This window comes from Sphingomonas sp. GC_Shp_5 (genome assembly GCF_026540855.1).
GTDB lineage: Bacteria > Pseudomonadota > Alphaproteobacteria > Sphingomonadales > Sphingomonadaceae > Sphingomonas.
Window position 1 is genome coordinate 22,162 of sequence record NZ_JALNUP010000026.1, and the last position, 17,550, is coordinate 39,711.

The 17,550-nt window shown below is 66.9% G+C and carries 15 protein-coding genes and 1 tRNA gene; 7 read left to right on the forward strand and 9 right to left on the reverse strand.

Annotated features, from left to right (window positions below):
- Positions 1-32: 32 nt before the first annotated feature.
- Complete coding sequence (locus OXR60_RS16895) at positions 33-383, reverse strand: antibiotic biosynthesis monooxygenase (RefSeq protein ID WP_267397124.1); 351 nt, start codon at positions 381-383, stop codon at positions 33-35.
- A 138-nt stretch (positions 384-521) separates the two neighbouring features.
- Here OXR60_RS16895 and OXR60_RS16900 point away from each other — a divergent pair, with 138 nt between their 5' ends.
- The 5 genes from OXR60_RS16900 (at position 522) to OXR60_RS16920 (ending at position 6,838) form a co-directional block, all read left to right on the forward strand.
- Positions 522-1,133, forward strand: a complete 612-nt coding sequence (locus tag OXR60_RS16900) for a methyltransferase domain-containing protein (RefSeq protein WP_267397125.1) — start codon at positions 522-524, stop codon at positions 1,131-1,133.
- Positions 1,134-1,273: 140 nt separating this feature from the next.
- Entirely contained in the window at positions 1,274-2,848 is a 1,575-nt protein-coding gene (locus OXR60_RS16905; RefSeq protein WP_267397127.1) for an aldehyde dehydrogenase (NADP(+)), read from the forward strand.
- A gap of 49 nt (positions 2,849-2,897) precedes the next feature.
- Positions 2,898-3,884 carry an AraD1 family protein gene (gene araD1 / locus OXR60_RS16910; protein WP_346015444.1) on the forward strand — a complete coding sequence of 329 codons (987 nt, stop codon included), beginning with the start codon at positions 2,898-2,900 and terminating at the stop codon, positions 3,882-3,884.
- Between the two features lie 3 nt (positions 3,885-3,887).
- A complete protein-coding gene (locus OXR60_RS16915; protein WP_267397128.1) occupies positions 3,888-4,808 on the forward strand; it encodes a Gfo/Idh/MocA family oxidoreductase in 921 nt (306 codons plus the stop codon).
- A complete protein-coding gene (locus tag OXR60_RS16920) occupies positions 4,805-6,838 on the forward strand; it encodes an amylo-alpha-1,6-glucosidase (RefSeq protein ID WP_267397129.1) in 2,034 nt (677 codons plus the stop codon). The genes OXR60_RS16915 and OXR60_RS16920 overlap by 4 nt, the downstream gene beginning before the upstream one ends.
- A 48-nt stretch (positions 6,839-6,886) precedes the next feature.
- Here OXR60_RS16920 and OXR60_RS16925 read toward each other — a convergent pair whose 3' ends face one another.
- Together OXR60_RS16925 and OXR60_RS16930 are read right to left on the reverse strand one after the other, a co-directional pair.
- Positions 6,887-9,856, reverse strand: coding sequence for a TonB-dependent receptor (locus OXR60_RS16925; RefSeq protein WP_267397130.1), 2,970 nt, complete (start codon positions 9,854-9,856; stop codon positions 6,887-6,889).
- A gap of 475 nt (positions 9,857-10,331) precedes the next feature.
- The gene (locus tag OXR60_RS16930; protein WP_267397131.1) at positions 10,332-11,498 is read right to left on the reverse strand and encodes a phosphatidylserine/phosphatidylglycerophosphate/cardiolipin synthase family protein; all 1,167 of its coding nucleotides are present in this window, start codon (positions 11,496-11,498) and stop codon (positions 10,332-10,334) included.
- A 132-nt stretch (positions 11,499-11,630) separates the two neighbouring features.
- On the opposite strand from OXR60_RS16930, the gene rpoZ reads away from it, so the two are divergent.
- A complete protein-coding gene (gene rpoZ, locus OXR60_RS16935; protein WP_267397132.1) occupies positions 11,631-11,975 on the forward strand; it encodes a DNA-directed RNA polymerase subunit omega in 345 nt (114 codons plus the stop codon).
- A gap of 86 nt (positions 11,976-12,061) precedes the next feature.
- On the opposite strand, the gene OXR60_RS16940 is transcribed toward rpoZ, so the two are convergent.
- Positions 12,062-12,739: an RlmE family RNA methyltransferase gene (locus OXR60_RS16940; RefSeq protein WP_267397133.1), complete on the reverse strand. Its 678-nt coding sequence runs from the start codon at positions 12,737-12,739 to the stop codon at positions 12,062-12,064.
- 13 nt (positions 12,740-12,752) lie between these two features.
- Entirely contained in the window at positions 12,753-13,796 is a 1,044-nt protein-coding gene (locus OXR60_RS16945; RefSeq protein ID WP_267397134.1) for a Ppx/GppA phosphatase family protein, read from the reverse strand.
- Positions 13,797-13,946: 150 nt separating this feature from the next.
- On the opposite strand from OXR60_RS16945, the gene OXR60_RS16950 reads away from it, so the two are divergent.
- A tRNA-Gln gene (locus tag OXR60_RS16950) sits at positions 13,947-14,020 on the forward strand.
- A gap of 10 nt (positions 14,021-14,030) precedes the next feature.
- On the opposite strand, the gene OXR60_RS16955 is transcribed toward OXR60_RS16950, so the two are convergent.
- Genes OXR60_RS16955 through OXR60_RS16970 form a run of 4 tightly spaced genes read right to left on the reverse strand, consistent with a single transcriptional unit; the run spans position 14,031 to position 16,846 of the window.
- On the reverse strand, positions 14,031-15,107 hold the full coding sequence (locus OXR60_RS16955) for a tyrosine-type recombinase/integrase (RefSeq protein WP_267397135.1): 1,077 nt from the start codon (positions 15,105-15,107) through the stop codon (positions 14,031-14,033).
- A complete protein-coding gene (locus tag OXR60_RS16960) occupies positions 15,104-15,298 on the reverse strand; it encodes a hypothetical protein (protein WP_267397136.1) in 195 nt (64 codons plus the stop codon). The genes OXR60_RS16955 and OXR60_RS16960 overlap by 4 nt, the downstream gene beginning before the upstream one ends.
- A 4-nt stretch (positions 15,299-15,302) precedes the next feature.
- On the reverse strand, positions 15,303-16,082 hold the full coding sequence (locus OXR60_RS16965) for a hypothetical protein (protein WP_267397137.1): 780 nt from the start codon (positions 16,080-16,082) through the stop codon (positions 15,303-15,305).
- Positions 16,079-16,846 carry a hypothetical protein gene (locus tag OXR60_RS16970; RefSeq protein WP_267397138.1) on the reverse strand — a complete coding sequence of 256 codons (768 nt, stop codon included), beginning with the start codon at positions 16,844-16,846 and terminating at the stop codon, positions 16,079-16,081. Before OXR60_RS16970 ends, OXR60_RS16965 begins: the two co-directional genes overlap by 4 nt.
- Positions 16,847-17,550: the final 704 nt, after the last annotated feature.

The following is a 17,550-nucleotide window of genomic DNA, read 5'->3' on the forward strand; positions in this document are numbered from 1 at the left end:
CTGCCGCCCCTTTTGCGTCGACACCGCGTCGGTCAGGCGGGATCGCGCCGCCACGCATAATCGCGCGCGACATCGGCGACGACCATCTCATACCAGGCGTACCACCGCGCCCGCCCGGCGTTGCGGATGGCGTGATGCTCGGGGTGATCGCGCCAGGCGATCGCGCTCGCCTCGTCGGCCCAATAGCTCACGGTGATCCCCAGGCCCGCCGCGTCGCGGCTACTGCGTTCACCGCGATAGCCGGGCTGGATGGCCGCCAGGGCCCCCATCGCCGCGGCGGCGGCGCCATAGCCTGCGGCATCCTCATCGGTCCGCTGCGAGACGAAGATCACCGCGATCTGTCCCGCACGATCCTCACCCGATTGGTTTGCCCCCGTCGTCATCGCCACCTCCATCGTAATCCCGGTGCAACAGTTCGGCGCAGCAACGCAACCGTCACACTTGAAACGCGTTCGGCAATCGTGCGACGGGGGGATCAAAGCCCTCGCCGTGCGCGGGGAATACGAACGACAAGGAAGCCGATGCCCAGTTCGACCACCGCCGCCGCCCGACGCGCTCGTCCCGCCGGCGTCCCCAGCCCGGTCGCGATGTTCTTCCAAGGTTTCCTGAAGCATCCGGTGATGGTCGGCTCGATCATCCCGTCGTCGGACAAGTTGATCCGCAAGATGCTCGGCCCGGTGGATTGGGAATCGTGCAAGCTGTTCGTCGAATATGGCCCCGGCGTCGGCACCTTCTGCCGCCCGATCCTCGAGCGGATGGCGCCCGATGCGACGCTGATCGCGATCGACACCAACGCCGATTTCATCCGCTATCTCGATCACACCATCACCGATTCCCGCTTCGTCGCGGTCAACGGCTCGGCGGCGGACGTTGAGCAGATCGTCCGCGATCACGGCCATGATCATGCCGATTACGTGCTCTCGGGCCTGCCCTTCTCGACGCTGCCCGCCGGTGTCGGCCCCGCGATCGCCAGCGCCACCCAGCGCGTGATCCGCCCCGGCGGTGCCTTCCTGGTCTATCAGTTCTCGCCCAAGGTGAAGGATTTCCTCACCCCTCATTTCTCCAACATCGATCACGACATGGAATGGTGGAACGTGCCCCCCGCCCAGCTCTACTGGGCCTGGAAGGACTGACGCGCCCGGCGGCGCCGTGTCGCCGCCTAACCGTGCTGCCCTGCCTCTCCGTGCCAAACAGCGACAGCCCCGGCCTGCCGCGGGTTGCGCCGCCGCCAACCCCCGCCTAGGTACTTGTCGGAGTTATTGCGGAGAGCATCATGATTACCGGCGCCAGCCTCATCGGCAGCAGCGAGCGCGACAGCGCCGCCACATTCAGCGCGATCAACCCGGCGACGGGCGAGACGCTGCAGCCATCCTTTTCCTCCGCCGGCCCCGACGAGGTCGCTGCCGCCTGCGCGCTTGCCGAGGCGGCTTATCCCAGCTTCTCCGAGCTCGCGCTCGAAGACCGCGCCGCCTTCCTCGAGGCGGTTGCCGACGCAATCGTCGCGATCGGTGACGAGCTGATCGACCGCGCCGTCGCCGAATCCGGCCTGCCGCGCGGCCGCATCGAGGGTGAGCGCGGCCGCACCGTCGGCCAGCTGCGGCTGTTCGCGAGCGTGGTCCGCGAGGGCGCCTGGGTCCAGGCGACCGTGGATCCCGCGCTGCCCGATCGCGCGCCGCTGCCGCGCCCGGACCTGCGCCGCCGCCACGTCTCGGTCGGCCCGGTCGCGGTGTTCGGCGCCTCCAACTTCCCGCTCGCCTTCTCGGTCGCCGGCGGCGACACCGCCTCGGCGCTCGCCGCGGGCAGCCCGGTGGTGGTCAAGGGCCATCCCGCGCACCCCGGCACCGGCGAGTTCGTCGCCCGCGCCATCCAGTCCGCGGTCAAGGCCTGCGGCCTCCACGAGGGCGTGTTCTCCTTCCTTCCCGGCGACACCAACGAGCTCGGCGGCGCCTTGGTCGCCGATCCGCGCATCAAGGCGGTGGGCTTCACCGGTTCGCGTGGCGGTGGCCTTGCCCTCGTCCGCATCGCCGCCGGGCGTGACGAGCCGATCCCGGTCTATGCCGAGATGAGCAGCATCAACCCCGTGCTGCTGTTCCCGGCCGCGCTCAAGGCCCGCGGCGCCGCGCTCGCCCCCGCCTATGTCCAGTCGCTGACGATGGGCGCCGGCCAGTTCTGCACCAACCCCGGCGTGCTGATCGCCCCCAAGGGACCCGAGCTCGACGCCTTCGTCGCCGCCGCCGCCGCGGCGATGACCGACAGCCAGCCGCAGGCGATGCTCAGCCCGGGCATCCACGCGAGCTTCGAGCAGGGCGTCGATGCGCTCAGCAGCCACAGCGCCGTTACCAGCGTCGCGCGCGGCTGCGTCGGCGAGGGCGTCAACCAGGCCCGTGGTGCGCTGTTCCGCACCGATGCCAAGAGCTTCCTCGCCGATCCCGCGCTTGCGCACGAGGTATTCGGCTCCTCGTCGATCGTCATCGAGGTCGACGACATGAGCGAGGCCGCCGAGCTGATCGGCGCGCTCGAGGGCCAGCTCACCGCGACGCTGCTGATCGACGCCGAGGACGAGCCCGCCGCCGCCGCACTGGTGCCGCTGCTCGCGCGCAAGGTCGGCCGCATCCTCGCCAATGGCTGGCCGACCGGTGTCGAGGTCAGCCATGCGATGGTCCATGGCGGTCCTTACCCCGCCACCTCGGACGGCCGCACCACCTCGGTCGGCACGCTCGCGATCGACCGTTTCCTGCGCCCGGTCTGCTACCAGAACCTGCCGGATGCGCTGCTGCCGGCCCCCTTGCGCAGCGATAATCCCTGGCAGCTCGTCCGCCGCGTCGACGGCAAGATCGAGCAGGCCTGACAAGAATCGACGGCGGCCATCGAGCCAGCCGAAGGAGAGGAGTTACCCCGTGTTGCTGTCACTCGTTCAGTTCCGTGACGCCGCCGGCGCGCGCGGTGTCGCCGCCTTTACCGATGGCGACGGCGCCCCGCGCCGCGTCACCGGGGCGACCACCACGCTTGCGCTGGCCGAGGCGGCGATCGCTGCCGGCCATGGCCTCGCCGCCGCGGTCGAGCAGGCCGGCCTCGGCGAGCCGGTCGATCTTGCCGCCGTCACCCTGCTCGCGCCGATCGACCATGCCGACGAGGCGCATCTGCTGCTCACCGGCACCGGCCTCACCCACCTCGGCTCGGCCGAGGGGCGCGACAAGATGCATCGCAGCGCTGCCGAGAATCCGGCGCCGACCGACTCGATGAAGATGTTCCTGCTGGGCGTCGAGGGCGGCAAGCCGTCGCAAGCCGGGCAGGGCGTCCAGCCCGAATGGTTCTACAAGGGCGATGGCTCGCAGCTCGTCGACCCCGGCGAGGCCCTGCGCTCGCCCGCCTTTGCGCTCGACGCCGGCGAGGAGCCGGAGATCGCCGGCATCTATCTGATCGGCGAGGACGGCAACCCGGTGCGCCTCGGCTTCGCGCTCGCCAACGAATTCTCCGATCACGTCACCGAGCGTGGCAATTATCTGTGGCTCGCCCACAGCAAGCTGCGCAACGCGTCGCTCGGCGCCGAGCTGCTGGTCGGCGAACTGCCCGCCGACGTGCGCGGTACCAGCCGCATCGTCCGCGATGGCGCCACGGTGTGGGAAAAGCCGTTCCTGTCGGGCGAGGCGAACATGTCGCACAGCGTCGACAATCTCGAGCATCACCATTTCAAATACGACCTGTTCCGCCGCCCCGGCGACGTCCATGTCCATTTCTTCGGCACCGCGACGCTGTCGTTCGCCGAGGGCTTTGCCACCCAGGAAGGCGATGTGTTCGAGATCGAGGCCGCGCCGTTCCGCCTCCCCGTCCGCAACCCCATCGCGGTCGATGCGCCCGCGCCCGTCTCCGTAAAGGTGCTCTGAGCCATGGCGATCAAAATTGGCATCGTCGGCATCGGCAAGATCGCGCGCGACCAGCACATCCCGGTGCTCGACGCCTCGCCCGATTTCGAGCTGTTCACCGCCGCCAGCCACAACAGCAAGCTGGATCGCGGCACCACTTATGGCTCGATCGAGGAGATGATCGCGGCCGAGCCCAGCCTTGAGGCGATCGCGCTCTGCCAGCCGCCACAGGTCCGCTTCGATGCCGCGCGCCTCGCGCTGCAATCGGGCAAGCACGTCTTTCTCGAAAAGCCGCCCGGCGCGACGCTGAGCGAGATCCGCCTGCTTCGCGACATCGCCGATGCGCATGGCGTGACCCTCTTCGCCAGCTGGCATTCGCGCTACGCCTCGGGCGTCGAGCCCGCTCGCCAGTGGCTCGCCGGCAAGACGCTGAAGTCGGTCGCGATCGAGTGGAAGGAAGATGTCCGCCACTGGCATCCGGGCCAGGCCTGGATCTGGCAGCCGGGCGGGATGGGCGTGTTCGATCCCGGCATCAACGCGCTGTCGATCGCGACCCACATCCTGCCGCCGTTCTTCCTCACCGAAGGCTCAATCGAGGTGCCCGCCAACCGCGCCGCGCCGATCGCCGCCGACCTTCGCTTCACCGATGCTGCCGGCACGCCGATCGTCGCGGCGTTCGACTGGCGCCAGACCGGCCCGCAGACCTGGGACATCCGCGTCGACACCGATGCCGGCCAGCTCACCCTCTCCAAAGGCGGCAGCGAGATGTACCTGGACGGCGTGCAGCAGTCGCTTCCGCCCGAGGCCGAATATCGCGGCCTCTATGATCGTTTTGCCGATCTGGTGAAGCGCGGCGTCAGCGATGTTGACGTCGCGCCGATGCGCCACGTCGCCGACGCCTACCTCCGCGCCGAGCGCCTCCAGGTCGAGGCGTTCGAGGATTGATCCGCCGGGGTGCCCGCCTGCTGTTGCTGGCGGGCACCCTCGCCGGCGTCACGGCCGCCGCGCCGCCCGCGGCGCCGCGCCCTGTGCTCGACGAACCCCGTCTCGCCCGCGCCGCCTTCGGCAACGATGCGCCCTGGTACCAGGGCAACATCCCCTTCTTCGATTCGTCGGACGCCGAGCTGACGGCGATCTATTACTATCGCTGGAAGCTGCTGCGCGCGCACCAGCGTGACCTCGGCAGCCGCGGCTATATCACCACCGAGTTCATGGACGACGTCGGCTGGCAGCGCGAGCCCTATGCCAGCCTCAACGACGCCACCGGCTTCCACCTCGCCGAGGCCCGCTGGCTGCGTGATCGGCGCTATGCCGGCGATTACGTCGACTTCCTCTACGAGGGCGGCGGCAACGATCGCCATTTCAGCGAGGCGATCGCCGATGCCGTCTGGGGTCGCTACCTCGCCGATGGCGATCGCGCCGCCGCGATCCGCCACCTCGGCGCGATGCGCCACATCTACAATCTGTGGGACGATCGCTACGATTTCGCCAAGCAGCTCTACTGGATCGAGCCGCTGCTCGACGCCACCGAATATACCATCTCGTCGATCGACGCCTCGGGCGGCAAGGACGGCTTCCGCGGCGGCGACGCCTTCCGCCCGTCGATCAACAGCTACATGTACGCCAACGCCCGCGCGATCGGCCAGATCGCGGCGCTCGCCGGCGACGCGGCCACCGCGCAGGATTATGCCACCCGCGCCGATCGCCTGCGCACCCGCCTCGACGAGGCGCTGTGGAGCGAGCCGCTCGGACATTATGTCGACCGCTACAAGGTCGACAACGAGCATGTACATTATTGGGCGCCGATCCGCGGCCGCGAGCTGGTCGGCTATCTGCCCTGGACCTACGGCCTCGCGCCCGACACGCCCCAGCGCGCCGCCGCCTGGCGTCATATCCTCGACGCGAACGAGCTCGCCGGCCCCGCCGGCCTGCGTACCGTCGAGCCGAGCTACCCTTATTACATGCGGCAATATCGCTACGACACGCCAACGGGCCTGCGCGAATGCCAGTGGAACGGCCCGGTCTGGCCGTTCCAGACCACCCAGCTGCTCACCGGCCTCGCCAACCTCCTCCACGATTACCACCAGCGCGTGATCACCCGTGCCGATTACGTCCGCCTGCTGCGCCAATATGCGCACCTCCATTATGGCGCGGACGGCGTCCCCGATCTGCAGGAGGATTACGATCCACAGACCGGCCGGCCGATCGTCGGCTTGCCGCGAAGCCATCATTACGATCATTCGGGCTATGTCGACCTGATCGTCACCGGCCTCGTCGGCCTGCGCCCGCGCGCCGACGACGTGCTCGAGGTCGATCCGCTGGTCCCCGCCACCGGCCCCCAGGCGCTGCGCTGGTTCGCGCTCCAGGACGTGCCCTACCACGGCCACCGGGTGAGCGTGGTCTATGACGCCGATGGCCGCCACTATCGCCAGGGCAGGGGCCTCAGCCTGTGGGTGGACGGCGCGCGCGTCGCCCAAGCCCCCGGCCTCGCCCGACTGTCGGTGCCGCTGCCGCGTGCGCCCGCGGCTCAAATCGCGCGCCGCATCGATCTCGCGGTCGAGCTGGTCCGCGGCGACTTCCCCAAACCCAGCGCTTCGATCAACGCCGATCCGGTTTCGGTCCATCAGGCGGTCGACGGCCGCACCTGGTTCTTCCCGGAGATGGTCAACGGCTGGTCGAGCGCCGGGGCCACCGGCGAGGCCTGGTTCGCGGTCGATCTCGGCGCGCCGCGCCCGGTCCACGCCGCCGAACTCGCCTTCTTCGCCGATGCCAAGGCGGTGGCCGCGCCGGCGCGCTATCGCCTCCAGGCCTGGCAGGACGGGCAATGGACCGATCTGCCGATCGGCGTCGCACCCGCGGTTCCCAATGGCATCACCGAGCTCGGCTGGCCGGCGATCACCACCAGCAAGGTCCGCCTGCTCCTCACCAACCGCCCCGGCCGTGCCGCGCGGCTGGTGGAATTCAAGCTGTTCTGAGCAGCACGAATGGCCGTGGGCGCTTGTACCGCCCACGGCCCCGTTAGCTCAATATTTGAAGTTCGCGCCGATCCGGAACGCCCGGCCGACCGCGCCCGCCTGGGTGTAGGTCGGGTTGTAGTTCACCGCGGCGTAGTTGCCCGCATTGAGCGGCGCCTTGGCGTCGAACAGGTTCGCGACGTTGAAGTAGATCGAGAACTTGTCGTTGACGTCGACGTTGCCGTGCAGGTCGACGTCGATGAAGTGCTTGACGTGGCAGTTGAAGTCGCCGTCGCCATAGGTGCTGCCGTCGGCGCAGGTGGTGGCATTATAGGCGTCGTAGGCGACCGCCTTGTAGCCCGAGGTGTAATAGGCCGTTGCGGTAAGCTGGGTCTTGCCGATCGCGACGCTGTTCTGCCAGTTGCCGCGCCACGCCGGCGTCCCGGCGCCCGACGAGGTGACGTACGGCGCCTGGGTGCCGACGAAGTCGACATAGGGATCGCCCACGGCATCCTGGAAATAGTAATGCAGGATCTTGGTCGCTTCGGCACGGCTCAGGAAGTGGACGTTGTCGGCGAGCTTGGTCTGGACCTGCGCGGCGAAATCGAGGCCCGAGGTCTTGAGGCCCCCGGCGTTGGCGAACGGCCCGTTGACGTAGAGCACGCGCCGCGCCGCGGTGGGGTTGTCGGGATCGACCGAATCCAGCGTGACACTGTAGCCGGTCGGAAGCGTGGTGCCGGCATAATAATCCGCCAGCGCGACGCCGGAGAGCGGCGCGGCGGTGATCACCCGGGTCTTCTTGATGTTGTAGTAATCGACGGTGAAGCTCAGCCACCGGGTCGGCTGCACCACCGTGCCCGCGGTGAAGCTGGTCGACAGCTCGGGCTTGAGGTTCGGGTTGCCGGTGGTGTTGGTGCCCAGCGAATAAGCCTGGTTGTAGGCCGAGCCGCCCGAGCAGCTGCCGTCCCCGGCCACCGTCGCGCCGTGCAGCGCCTGGAACGAGCAGGGCGTCGTGGTCGAGGTATAGCCGATCACCGCCCCGGAGGTTTCGGCGAAGCTCGGCGCACGGAAGCCCTTGGAGAAGGTGCCCCGGAACGCGATCTGCTGGATAGGGGTGAACTTGGCGCCGATCTTGGGCGAGAAGTGGCTGTAGCCCTCGCTGTAATGATCGTAGCGGCCCGAGGCATCGATCTCGAGCTGCTTGAAGATCGGCGCGCTGACTTCGAAGTAGCTCGATTCCACCCAATGATGGCCCTTGGCGGTGAAGGCGTTGAGCCCCAGCGTTGCCTCGTCCGCGTTCTGGTTGGGATCGTCGACCGCTTCGTAGCGGACCGAGCCGCCGACGCCGAGCTGCAGCGCGCCACCCGGCAGGTTGAACAGCGACTTGGTGATCACGCCCTGGATCATGTCCTGATCACTGGTCGCGGTGCTGCGGATGGTCGGCGACAAGGCCGAGCGCACCGCTGCCGAATTCTGCGTGGGATCGACGAAATTGTAGGTGCCGGTGTTGATCGCATCTTCGAGCGCGGCGAGGTTGATGTAGCCGTTCTCGGTCATGTCGAGCCACGAATGCGCGGCGGTGGCGTCGACCGAATAGCCCCAGCCGTTGCCGAACTTGCCGTCGATTCCGGTCGCGGCGCGCACCACGTGGTTCTTATATTCGCTGCTCGCGGGGATGTCGCCGAACAGATAATAGATCGCCGCGGGCTCGCCGTTGGCGGCATAGGGATCGTTCGGGTTGAGCGCGCCGCTGGTCAGCGTCGCCGGCAGCACGATGTTCCGGGTGTAGATCGGGTTGCTCGAGCGGATCGTGTTCGGCGTACCGGTCGTCTTGACGTCGTTCTGATAATAGGACGCCATCAGATACGCTTGCGCATCCGGGTTGATCTGCCAGGTGCCATGCGCGGTGACGCCCAAGCGAGTCTGCTCGGGCTGGATCTGCCCGTAATCGGCGGCAGTATTCTGTTCGCAGCCGGTGCCCGAGGCCCCGGTCACGGTGGTGGTCGTGCCGGCGCAGCCAGCCGGATTGAGCACCTGCCACGGTCCGCTGGTGATGCCGGTGCCCGAGAGCACGTCGCCCGCGGTCAGCTGCGTCGTCGGTGCGACGATCGCGCTGGTCGTCGCGCCGGGGACGGCCGAACCGGCATTGTTGTTGAGCCCGCCGATCGAGGTCAGGTCGTTGGTATTGTACGGGAAGCCGCGGCCCTTGTTGTAGATCGCGCTGTCGTGCTGATACTCGCCCGAGATGTAGACATTGTAGCCGTCCTCGTTGAGATGGCCGTGGCCGATGGTCAGCGTGCCGCGCTGCTCGCCGCCGTCGCCGCGCTGGGTCACGCCGCCCTCCACCGAACCCTGGATGCCGGTGATTTCCTTCTTCATGATGATGTTGACCACACCACCGATCGCGTCCGCACCATAGCTCGACGAGGCGCCATCCTTGAGCACCTCGACCCGGTCGACGATCGCATCGGGAATGGTGTTGAGGTCGACGAACGCGCGCTGGCCGTCGTCGGCGAGCGGATAGTTGGCGGTGCGCAGCCCGTCGATCAGGGTCAGCGTCGAGTTCACCGTCAGGCCACGCAGCGACACCGCCGACGAGCCGGCACCAAAGCCGTTGGTGAAGGAGGTCGGGATCGAGCCCGAGCTGTCCGCCGAGATCGAGCGCACCGCGTCGGAGACGTTGTTGAGGCCGGCGCGGGCTAGCGTGTCGGCGCTGAGCACGGTGATCGGCGACGGGGTCTCGGTGTCGGTGCGGCGGAACAGCGTGCCGGTGACGACGATGTCGCTGCCGCCGGTCGCAGGTGTCGCTGCCGAGCTCGGCGCGGCCGAGGCGGCAGTCGCGCCCTGGGTGTCGTTGACGGCTTCGCTGGTGTCGGGCTGCACGCCGGCGGTGCCGGTCACGGCCGGCTGGGCCTGGCCGGCGACGTCCTGGGCGGCGGCGGGCGAGGCGATCACGATGCCGGCGCCGACCAGCGCAAGCGCGCAGCGAGCGGAGCCGAGGAGCAGGGCTTTACGCGTGAACGGGAAACTGGTGGTCAAAGCAAGCGTCCTTACTGGGGATCGTCGATCCCGGATAATCATGCAGGGCTTCGCGCAACTTTCCGGGCTTCCGGCTTTGGAGCAGCGCGTGGCGGCGGCGATTAACCTTGAGGATCACGCTGTAAAGTTGCGCTTTTCTGGCCTGACATGATTGCGCAGGGGTGTCGCAAATGCGGCACTGTTCATGTCCTAAATGTAACAAGCCCGTACTACCGCCGGTGCTTGAGAGACGCGCTTTGCCGAGGCCCCGCCCCACCCCGTTATCCCTGCTGAAGCTGGATCTTCCGCAGGTGAAGGACAGGAGCCGCCAACGACCCCAGCTCTCGCTGGGGTGATGCGCAGGGGAGCGGCGTACCGAACGAACGCGACGAGACAATGCCGAAATCATCTTACGCGGCCCGGGTGGACGGGGCGGCCAATGCGAACCCGAGCCACGTTAAGCCGCGTAATAACCCGTCACGATGCTCCCCGGCGGCTAGTCGTCGATGCCGAAGTTCAACCCGCGCGACACACTGGGGTCGACCACCGCGATCAGCAGATAGGCGAAGAACTGGCGCACCCGCTGCCATGGGCCGATATGCGCCTTGTACCAGGCGCGGGTGATCGGCTCCGAGCGGGCGATCTCGCCATCGACATAGCTGCGGACGTGGGTGGCGAAGGCCGCGTCCTCGATCCGCAGCATCAGCTCTAGGTTGATGAACAGGCTGCGCATGTCGAGGTTTGCCGAGCCGATGTGCACCGCATCGTCGATCACGTAGAGCTTGGTGTGGAGCTTGGTCGGCTGATATTCGAACAGCGCCACGCCCTTGCGCAGCAGGCCGGCGTAGGTGAAGCGCGCCGCGGCGATGGTGGCGTTGTTGTCGGATTTGGCGGCGGTGACGATCCGCACCGCGGCCTGGCGCCGCCCGGCCCGGTCGAGCCGCCGCAGCATTGTCGGCGATGGCGTGAAATAGGCCGCGATTACGTCGATCTTGGCCGCGTGGCGCATGTCGGCGCGCACCGCGCGCGCCCAGGGCGACAATCGCCGGGTCGGCCCGCCGATCAGCCAGCGCATCGGCCCCTCGCGCTCGCTCCACCGCGACAGCGCCTTGTTGAGGTGGCGCAGCTTGCCGCCGGGCTGGCGCACCCATTCGTGCAGCGCGTCGAAATAGCCGGCGAGCTTGGCCGCTTGGGATCCTTCCACCAGCAGCCCAAGGTCGCGCCACGCCTGCTCGGCGACCGTGCCGAAATAATCGTCCTCGACGTTGAACCCGCCGACGATGATCCGTGGGTTCTCGTCCGCGTCGGCGAGCGCGAGCTTCTGGTGGTTGCGCAGCAGGTAGCGTCGCCCCACCCGTGGCGAGAAGCGGCATACCGAGCCGCCGGCCGCCTGCAGTGGCGAGAAAAAGTGTTCGTCGACGTCGCTGCCGAAGCCGTCGACGATCACCGCCACCGTCACCCCGCGCTGCGCCGCCGCGGTCAGCGCATCGTTGACCTTCCGCCCGGTCTCGTCGTCGGCATAGATGTAATAGAGGATGCGCAGCGAATGGCGGGCGTCCGCAATCAGGTCGAGCAGCGCCTGCAACCGCCGCGGCCCGGTGTCGAGCAGGGTCAGCCGGTTGTCGGCGACGGTGAAGCTGGGCTGGGAGGCGGGCTCGGGCACGCGGGGGTGATGGCCGCAACCGGCGCGCGCAACAAGGCCGTATCGACCTGCCTGCCGCTTCCTTGACTTGGCCGCGCCGAGCGCCTAACCGTCGCGACTTCATTTCATCGGTATTTGCGAAGGAAAGCGTCCATGGCGCGCGTCACCGTCGAGGATTGCGTCGACAAGGTCTCCAACCGCTTCGATCTGGTGCTGTTCGCGGCGCAGCGCGCCCGCCAGATTTCCGGCGGTGCCGAACTCCTGCTCGATCGCGATCGTGACAAGAACCCGGTCGTTGCGCTGCGCGAGATCGCCGACGAGCTGGTCCGTCCCGATCAGCTCGAGGAATCGGTCATCAACAGTCTGCAAAAGGTCCAGCAGGACGACGAGGACGAGGCCGATGCCGTCGGCTCGCTGTCCGCCTCGGCCGAGGCGCTCCGCCTCACCGCCGCGGCGCCGCCGCGCAACCAGAACCTGGGCGCCGATTACGACGGCTAAGCCATTGTAATCTGGTACTTAAAAGGGCCGTGGCAGCAATGCCGCGGCCCTTTTTGCGTGTGGCGATATGCGTGACGTTAGTGAAGTTAGGCGGGCTCGTCGCGCCGCCCCTTGAACCCTTGCGCGACCACGAACCACTCCACCGATCCCTTGCGGCTCGATGGCGGCTTGGCGTGCTTCACCGTCGTGAAGTTGCGCTTCATCTCGGCAACCAGCTGCGAATCGGCCCCCCCGGCGAACACCTTGGAGACGAAGGTCCCGCCTGGTTCGAGCACGTCGCAGGCAAAGGCGAGCGCGGTCTCGACCAGCGCCATGGTGCGCAGCGCGTCGGTCTGCGGATGGCCAACGGTGTTGGCGGCCATGTCGGAGAGGACGAGGTCGGGCGCGCCGCCTAGTGCCTCGATCAGCTTGGCCGGCGCGGCATCGTCCATGAAGTCCATCTGGAAGATGGTGACGCCGTCGATCGGGTCGACGGGCAGCAGGTCGATGCCGACCACGGCGGCCTTGGGCAGCCGGCGCTTGATCACCTGGCTCCACCCCCCCGGCGCGATGCCGAGGTCGACCACGCGCTTGGCGCCGCGGATCAGCGCAAAGCGCTCGTCGAGCTCGATCAATTTGTAGGCGGCGCGGCTGCGATAGCCCTCCGCCCGCGCGCGGCGGACATAGGGGTCGTTGAGCTGGCGCTCCAGCCAGCGGGTCGATTGTGCGGTGCGCCCCCGCGCCGTCTTCACCCGCGTCCGCAGGCCGCCACCGTCCCGGCTCATATCATCGTCCCGTTCATGGCCGCGCACTTCCCATCAATCGTCGCAAGATGCCCTCGCGGATGCCGCGATCGGCGATGCCCAGCCGCTCGGCGGGCCACAGGTCGAGAATCGTCTCGAGGATCGCACAGCCGGCGACCACCAGGTCGGCGCGCTCGGTGCCGATACAGGCGAGCTGCGCGCGCTCGCGGATCGACATGGAGGAGAGGTCGGTGCTGATCTGACGCATCGCCCTGGCCGGCACGATCAGCCCGTCGACCTGAGCACGGTCGTAATGGCTGAGCCCCAGGTGGACGCTGCCGAGCGTCGTCACCGTGCCGCTGGTGCCGAGCAGCCGCGGCCGCCGCACCTTCTTGGGCAGGCGGCTGGCGAAGTCGGCGAAGCTGTCCGCCACCATCGAGCGCATCCGTGCATAGGAGGCGAGCCGCTCCTCCGGGCTTTCGCCACCGCCGGCGCTCTCGGTCAGCGACACCACACCCCATGGCGCCGAATGCCAGTCGAGCACCCGCGGCATCGCGTCGCGCGGCGTGTCGATCAGCACCAATTCGGTCGAGCCGCCGCCGATGTCGAACACCAGCGCCGGATCGTCGCCCGGCTCGATCAGCGCGTGGCAGCCGAGCACCGCTAGCCGTGCCTCTTCCTCGGCCGAGATGATGTCGAGGTGGATGCCGGTCTCCTCATAGGCGCGGGCGATGAACGCGGCGCCATTGCCGGCACGGCGGCACGCCTCGGTGGCGACCGAGCGGGCGAGGGTGACGTTGCGGCGCTTGAGCTTGTCCGCGCAGACCCGGAGTGCCGCGATGGTGCGCTCGATTGCGGCATCGCTGAGCTGGCCGGTCGCAGCGAGGCCTTCGCCGAGTCGCACGATCCGCGAAAAGGCATCGATCACCGCAAAGCCATCGCCCCGCGGCCGCGCGATCAGCAGCCGGCAATTGTTGGTGCCAAGATCCAGCGCGGCAAAGGCCTGCGCATCGGACCAGCGGCCACGCTGGGGCCGCAAGGGCGCCGGACGGGCAGGGCTCCCCTGCCGGTACGGCGTGCGGGCAGAACGATCCCCCATAGCCGTGTTCTTTCTATTCTGTTCTGCCGCCGCGAGAAATTCCCGCTCGGTGCTTGTCCCCTAGGTAGCGCGCCACCAGCCCAACGGCAAGGGAAGCGGCAAAGCCCGGTTGACAGCCCCCGACGCCCCGCCTAGATGCGCGCCTCCTGTTGCCCCGTCGTCTAAAGGTAAGACTACGGACTCTGACTCCGTTAATTGAGGTTCGAATCCTCACGGGGCATCCAGGATGGGCGGTCATTCCGCAGTCTTTCCAGTAAGTTGGTTCGTTCCGCCGGCTAACCGATCAGAGCGGTTAGCCATGACCTTCTTCATTGCGGCGTCGGCGACCTCCGGTCTTGCGTCTGATCCGGCATAATGTCGGTACTCCTTCACCGTCTTGTGACCCGTGATTGCCATACCCTCTTCGTCGGTGCAGCCGGCCTCGCGGCATCGCCTGGCGGCAGCCTTGCGAAGCCCATGCGGCGAGCAGTGCGGAACGCCCGCAGCACGGCAGGCTTTTTTCATCATTCCGTAGAAGCCTTTTTCCGTGAACGGATCCCCGTCTTTCGTTTCGAGGAGGGTAGTCTTGCCAAGCGGTCCGGCATCGAGCGAAGCCTGCAGTAACTCGACCACGGGAATGTCCACCGCGTTGCTCGTCTTCCTTTGATCGAGACGGATGCGGCCGTCTGCGATCATCTCATGGGTCATAAGCCTCACGTCACCACTGCGCTGCGCACCATAGAGCAGTAGGTCGAAGGCAAGGCGTGGCTTGGTCCCTAGGGGGTAGTGGTTCTCGAAGGCGGTCAGTTCTTCCTCGGTCCAGCGATGGTACCCGCCCCCCGACGTCTTCGGCGGGCGCGTGTCACTGATCGGGTCGAACCCAGCCGGAACAAGCTTTCCACGCCGTGCCACCCGCAGCAGCTGGGCGAGTAGCTTGCGGAGGCGAGCTGCTGCATGGGGCTTGTGCCGCATAGCCGTCATCAACCGCTGGATCCGGTCGGCATCAAATGCCTTGATCGAGACGTGCGCAAAGTCAGTCCGGAACCGTTCCAGGACCCCCCTGTAGACCGTCTGGGTCGCGGGCTTCAGATCGAGGAACGCATTGTCGCTGTAGTAGCGCGCGATGACGTCCCCGACACTGCCAGGGATAGCCGCGCGAAGAACCACTGGCTCCGGATCGGCGTTGAGGCAGGCAGCATATTCCCGCTCGAAGGCCTTCGTTCCGTGCGGCGACTTGAACGAGTGATGAGGATAGCCCTTGCGGCGGAAGCGCCATCGGCGCTTGCCGTGGCGATCAACAAAGGGCGTGACGTAGAGGATCTTGCCCGTCATTTCCGAGCAAACGCGTCTAGCTTGTCGTCAATGTCGTCATCGAGGATCGCTGGGCGCGACGAACTCGGATGAAGCACGATGCTGCCGTCACGTAGCACGCGCACCTCTCCGACCTCTAGGCCAGAGGCGAGGGCGCCGCTGATGAGGCGTTTCACATCATCTTTGGTGAAGAGAGCTGCGCGCTTGGCCATCATACTACTCCGGCGTAAGCATCTTTGTGGCCACTGCCTCCCAATCGGGCTCAGGTGGTGCACCGTCGCCAAGGATCGCTTCGTGGCAGACCTGCCGCACTCTGCGATCGATGAGGTTCAGCAGGACGATTTTAGCGCTCGCGCGACCTCGGAAGAAAAGAGCGCCAAACAGGGTTGAGTGGGCATCGGACGCTTGCGGATCGATCCCCGCGATCCGGCAGACCGGCTCTCGCGAACTCTCCGGCTCGACCTCCGCTCCCATGACGAGATAGGTCATGTACGGAGCGGGGAAGAGGCCGCCGCTCCGCCGTAGAGCGGGCGCTCCCTGTTGGCCCTCCGCAACGCCATCCCTCATCCAGTGGTCGGCTGCCCGCGAAGCGATTGCAGGCGATGCCCCCTGGCGGACGAGTTCCGCCGTGAGCGCCAGCATGAGCACGCTTCGCGCGGTGAACTTGTTGGGAGCGCCGTTGATGTGTCGCTCGGTGTCGCCGTCGTTGAGGCGGACATGCCCTCGCTGGAACCACGCTCGCATGGTGGCTGGTGCGACTTCGGCCGCCTTGGCGACCGTCGCCATCGTGAACAACGGAATGTCGTCTGGTATTTGCCACATAGGTTTGTGGTCCTTATGCAAATCAGTATGGACCATATGCGCTTGTTTAGGATTGCCGTCAATGTGTCGTCGATCCGCATTCCGCACCGCCTCTTTCTCGGCCAAGCGTTCGCACTCGCCGCCTGTGCCGAACCGAGGGAGCGCGGTGAGGTCGTCTTCGGACAGCATGGTCACGAGTTTGCCCCCTCACGGCGAATCAGTGCAGATGTCTCGGGTGACGCGTTGCCGTTCAGAAGGCGTCGAGCATCCCTCAGCATCGGTTCCACGTAGTCGATCGCCCAGGTGGCAGTGCAGTCATCGCCGTCGTCATTAATCAGTCGCTCGATCTTCCACGGCAAAGCCTCGCGATGAGGCGCCGGCATTGCGATCAGGCGATTTTCGCATTGATCGAGTCGGTCGACGGCTGCTTCATCGGCTTCAACAGCGGGCTCATAGATAGCCGCGTGGCGTCGCTTGTTTTCGGCGTCTGCGTCTCGGTAGGCTTCCACCTGGTCCAGCGCCGCAAGCCGACGCTGGGGGTGCTCGGGATCATACCTCCAACAACCCGCTTCGATATGGCGCAGGGTGGCGTGACGGACCTGCGCGGTGTCGATGTGCCGAAGGTTGGCGGAACTGTCGATTACCCCTTCCAGCCCTTGCCAATCCACTTGCCCTTCGTCCGGTGCAGTTGCGCGCATCGCCGCTCTCGCTGCCCGGTAGCGAGCAGCGGTCACGGCTACATCGTGCTCGGCTTGAAGCAGATCGCGCATCGCGGCATCCCAAGCTCCTGTGCTCGTAGCCGCGCTTGCGATCGCAGTTGGCGCGATCGCCACGCCTGCCGCAGCAACGGCTCCGGTGAGAACGCTGCGCCGCGAGGCGAGGAAGGTGGAAAGATTGGTCGATTTGCCCGGTGACGTGCCGGTATCGGCGCCGCTATGGGCGCACGTAGCCTGTTGCATGGAATAAGCCTCCTGCGATGGGTCAGAGCCGGTGCAGGGGTCCTACGCCTTGCACCGGTTCGCAATTGTGGTATCAATAACCTATGCCACGGTCAACCGCTGATACCAAAAACCTCGGGGGACGGCCGAAGACGGGCGTTGGCACACCCGTGATGGTTCGCCTCCAGCCTGATCAGATCGATGCACTGGATGCGTGGATAAAGCAGCAGGATCCGCAGCCGACGAGGCCAGAGGCGATGCGCAGGATCCTCGGCACCTTCATGCAGGAGTGGCGGTAACATGCGCCCGTGCGATCAGGTCCAGTCCCGCCGTTCAAGGTCGGCGATCATGTCCGCAGTCGTCACTATGGAGACGCGACTGTAGTCGGCCCCATCGTCGCTTTTGCTGGAGCTGATCCGCACTCCCCGGACGGAACAAGCGACGCGGGCTGGCTGGTCGCGGTGCAATGGGATGCGGCAGAGTGGGGCATCATCGGCATCGCTGATTTCGCCCTGTCTGCCATCGCTTCCGATTTACCGCCAAGGCGCTGTTTCGGGAGGCTGATCTGACACGGGCAGTCCGCGGCGCATTGAAGGCAGGGATGAAGGTCGAGCGCTTCGAAATCGACCCGAACGGCGCGCTCGTCGTCTATGTCGCTGGACGTGAGGTCGAGCCGGGGGTCAACGAGTGGGATGCCGAATTTGAGTGATGATGCTGCCAACATC

Bases quoted from the DNA above. Each gene is read 5' to 3' on its own strand.
- OXR60_RS16900 (WP_267397125.1), top strand. From the start codon at position 522: ATGCCCAGTTCGACCACCGCCGCCGCCCGACGCGCTCGTCCCGCCGGC.
- OXR60_RS16905 (WP_267397127.1), top strand. From the start codon at position 1,274: ATGATTACCGGCGCCAGCCTCATCGGCAGCAGCGAGCGCGACAGCGCC.
- OXR60_RS16970 (WP_267397138.1), bottom strand. From the start codon at position 16,846: ATGCAACAGGCTACGTGCGCCCATAGCGGCGCCGATACCGGCACGTCA.
- rpoZ (WP_267397132.1), top strand. From the start codon at position 11,631: ATGGCGCGCGTCACCGTCGAGGATTGCGTCGACAAGGTCTCCAACCGC.
- OXR60_RS16960 (WP_267397136.1), bottom strand. From the start codon at position 15,298: ATGGCCAAGCGCGCAGCTCTCTTCACCAAAGATGATGTGAAACGCCTC.
- OXR60_RS16915 (WP_267397128.1), top strand. From the start codon at position 3,888: ATGGCGATCAAAATTGGCATCGTCGGCATCGGCAAGATCGCGCGCGAC.
- OXR60_RS16955 (WP_267397135.1), bottom strand. From the start codon at position 15,107: ATGACGGGCAAGATCCTCTACGTCACGCCCTTTGTTGATCGCCACGGC.
- OXR60_RS16945 (WP_267397134.1), bottom strand. From the start codon at position 13,796: ATGGGGGATCGTTCTGCCCGCACGCCGTACCGGCAGGGGAGCCCTGCC.
- OXR60_RS16895 (WP_267397124.1), bottom strand. From the start codon at position 383: ATGACGACGGGGGCAAACCAATCGGGTGAGGATCGTGCGGGACAGATC.
- OXR60_RS16940 (WP_267397133.1), bottom strand. From the start codon at position 12,739: ATGAGCCGGGACGGTGGCGGCCTGCGGACGCGGGTGAAGACGGCGCGG.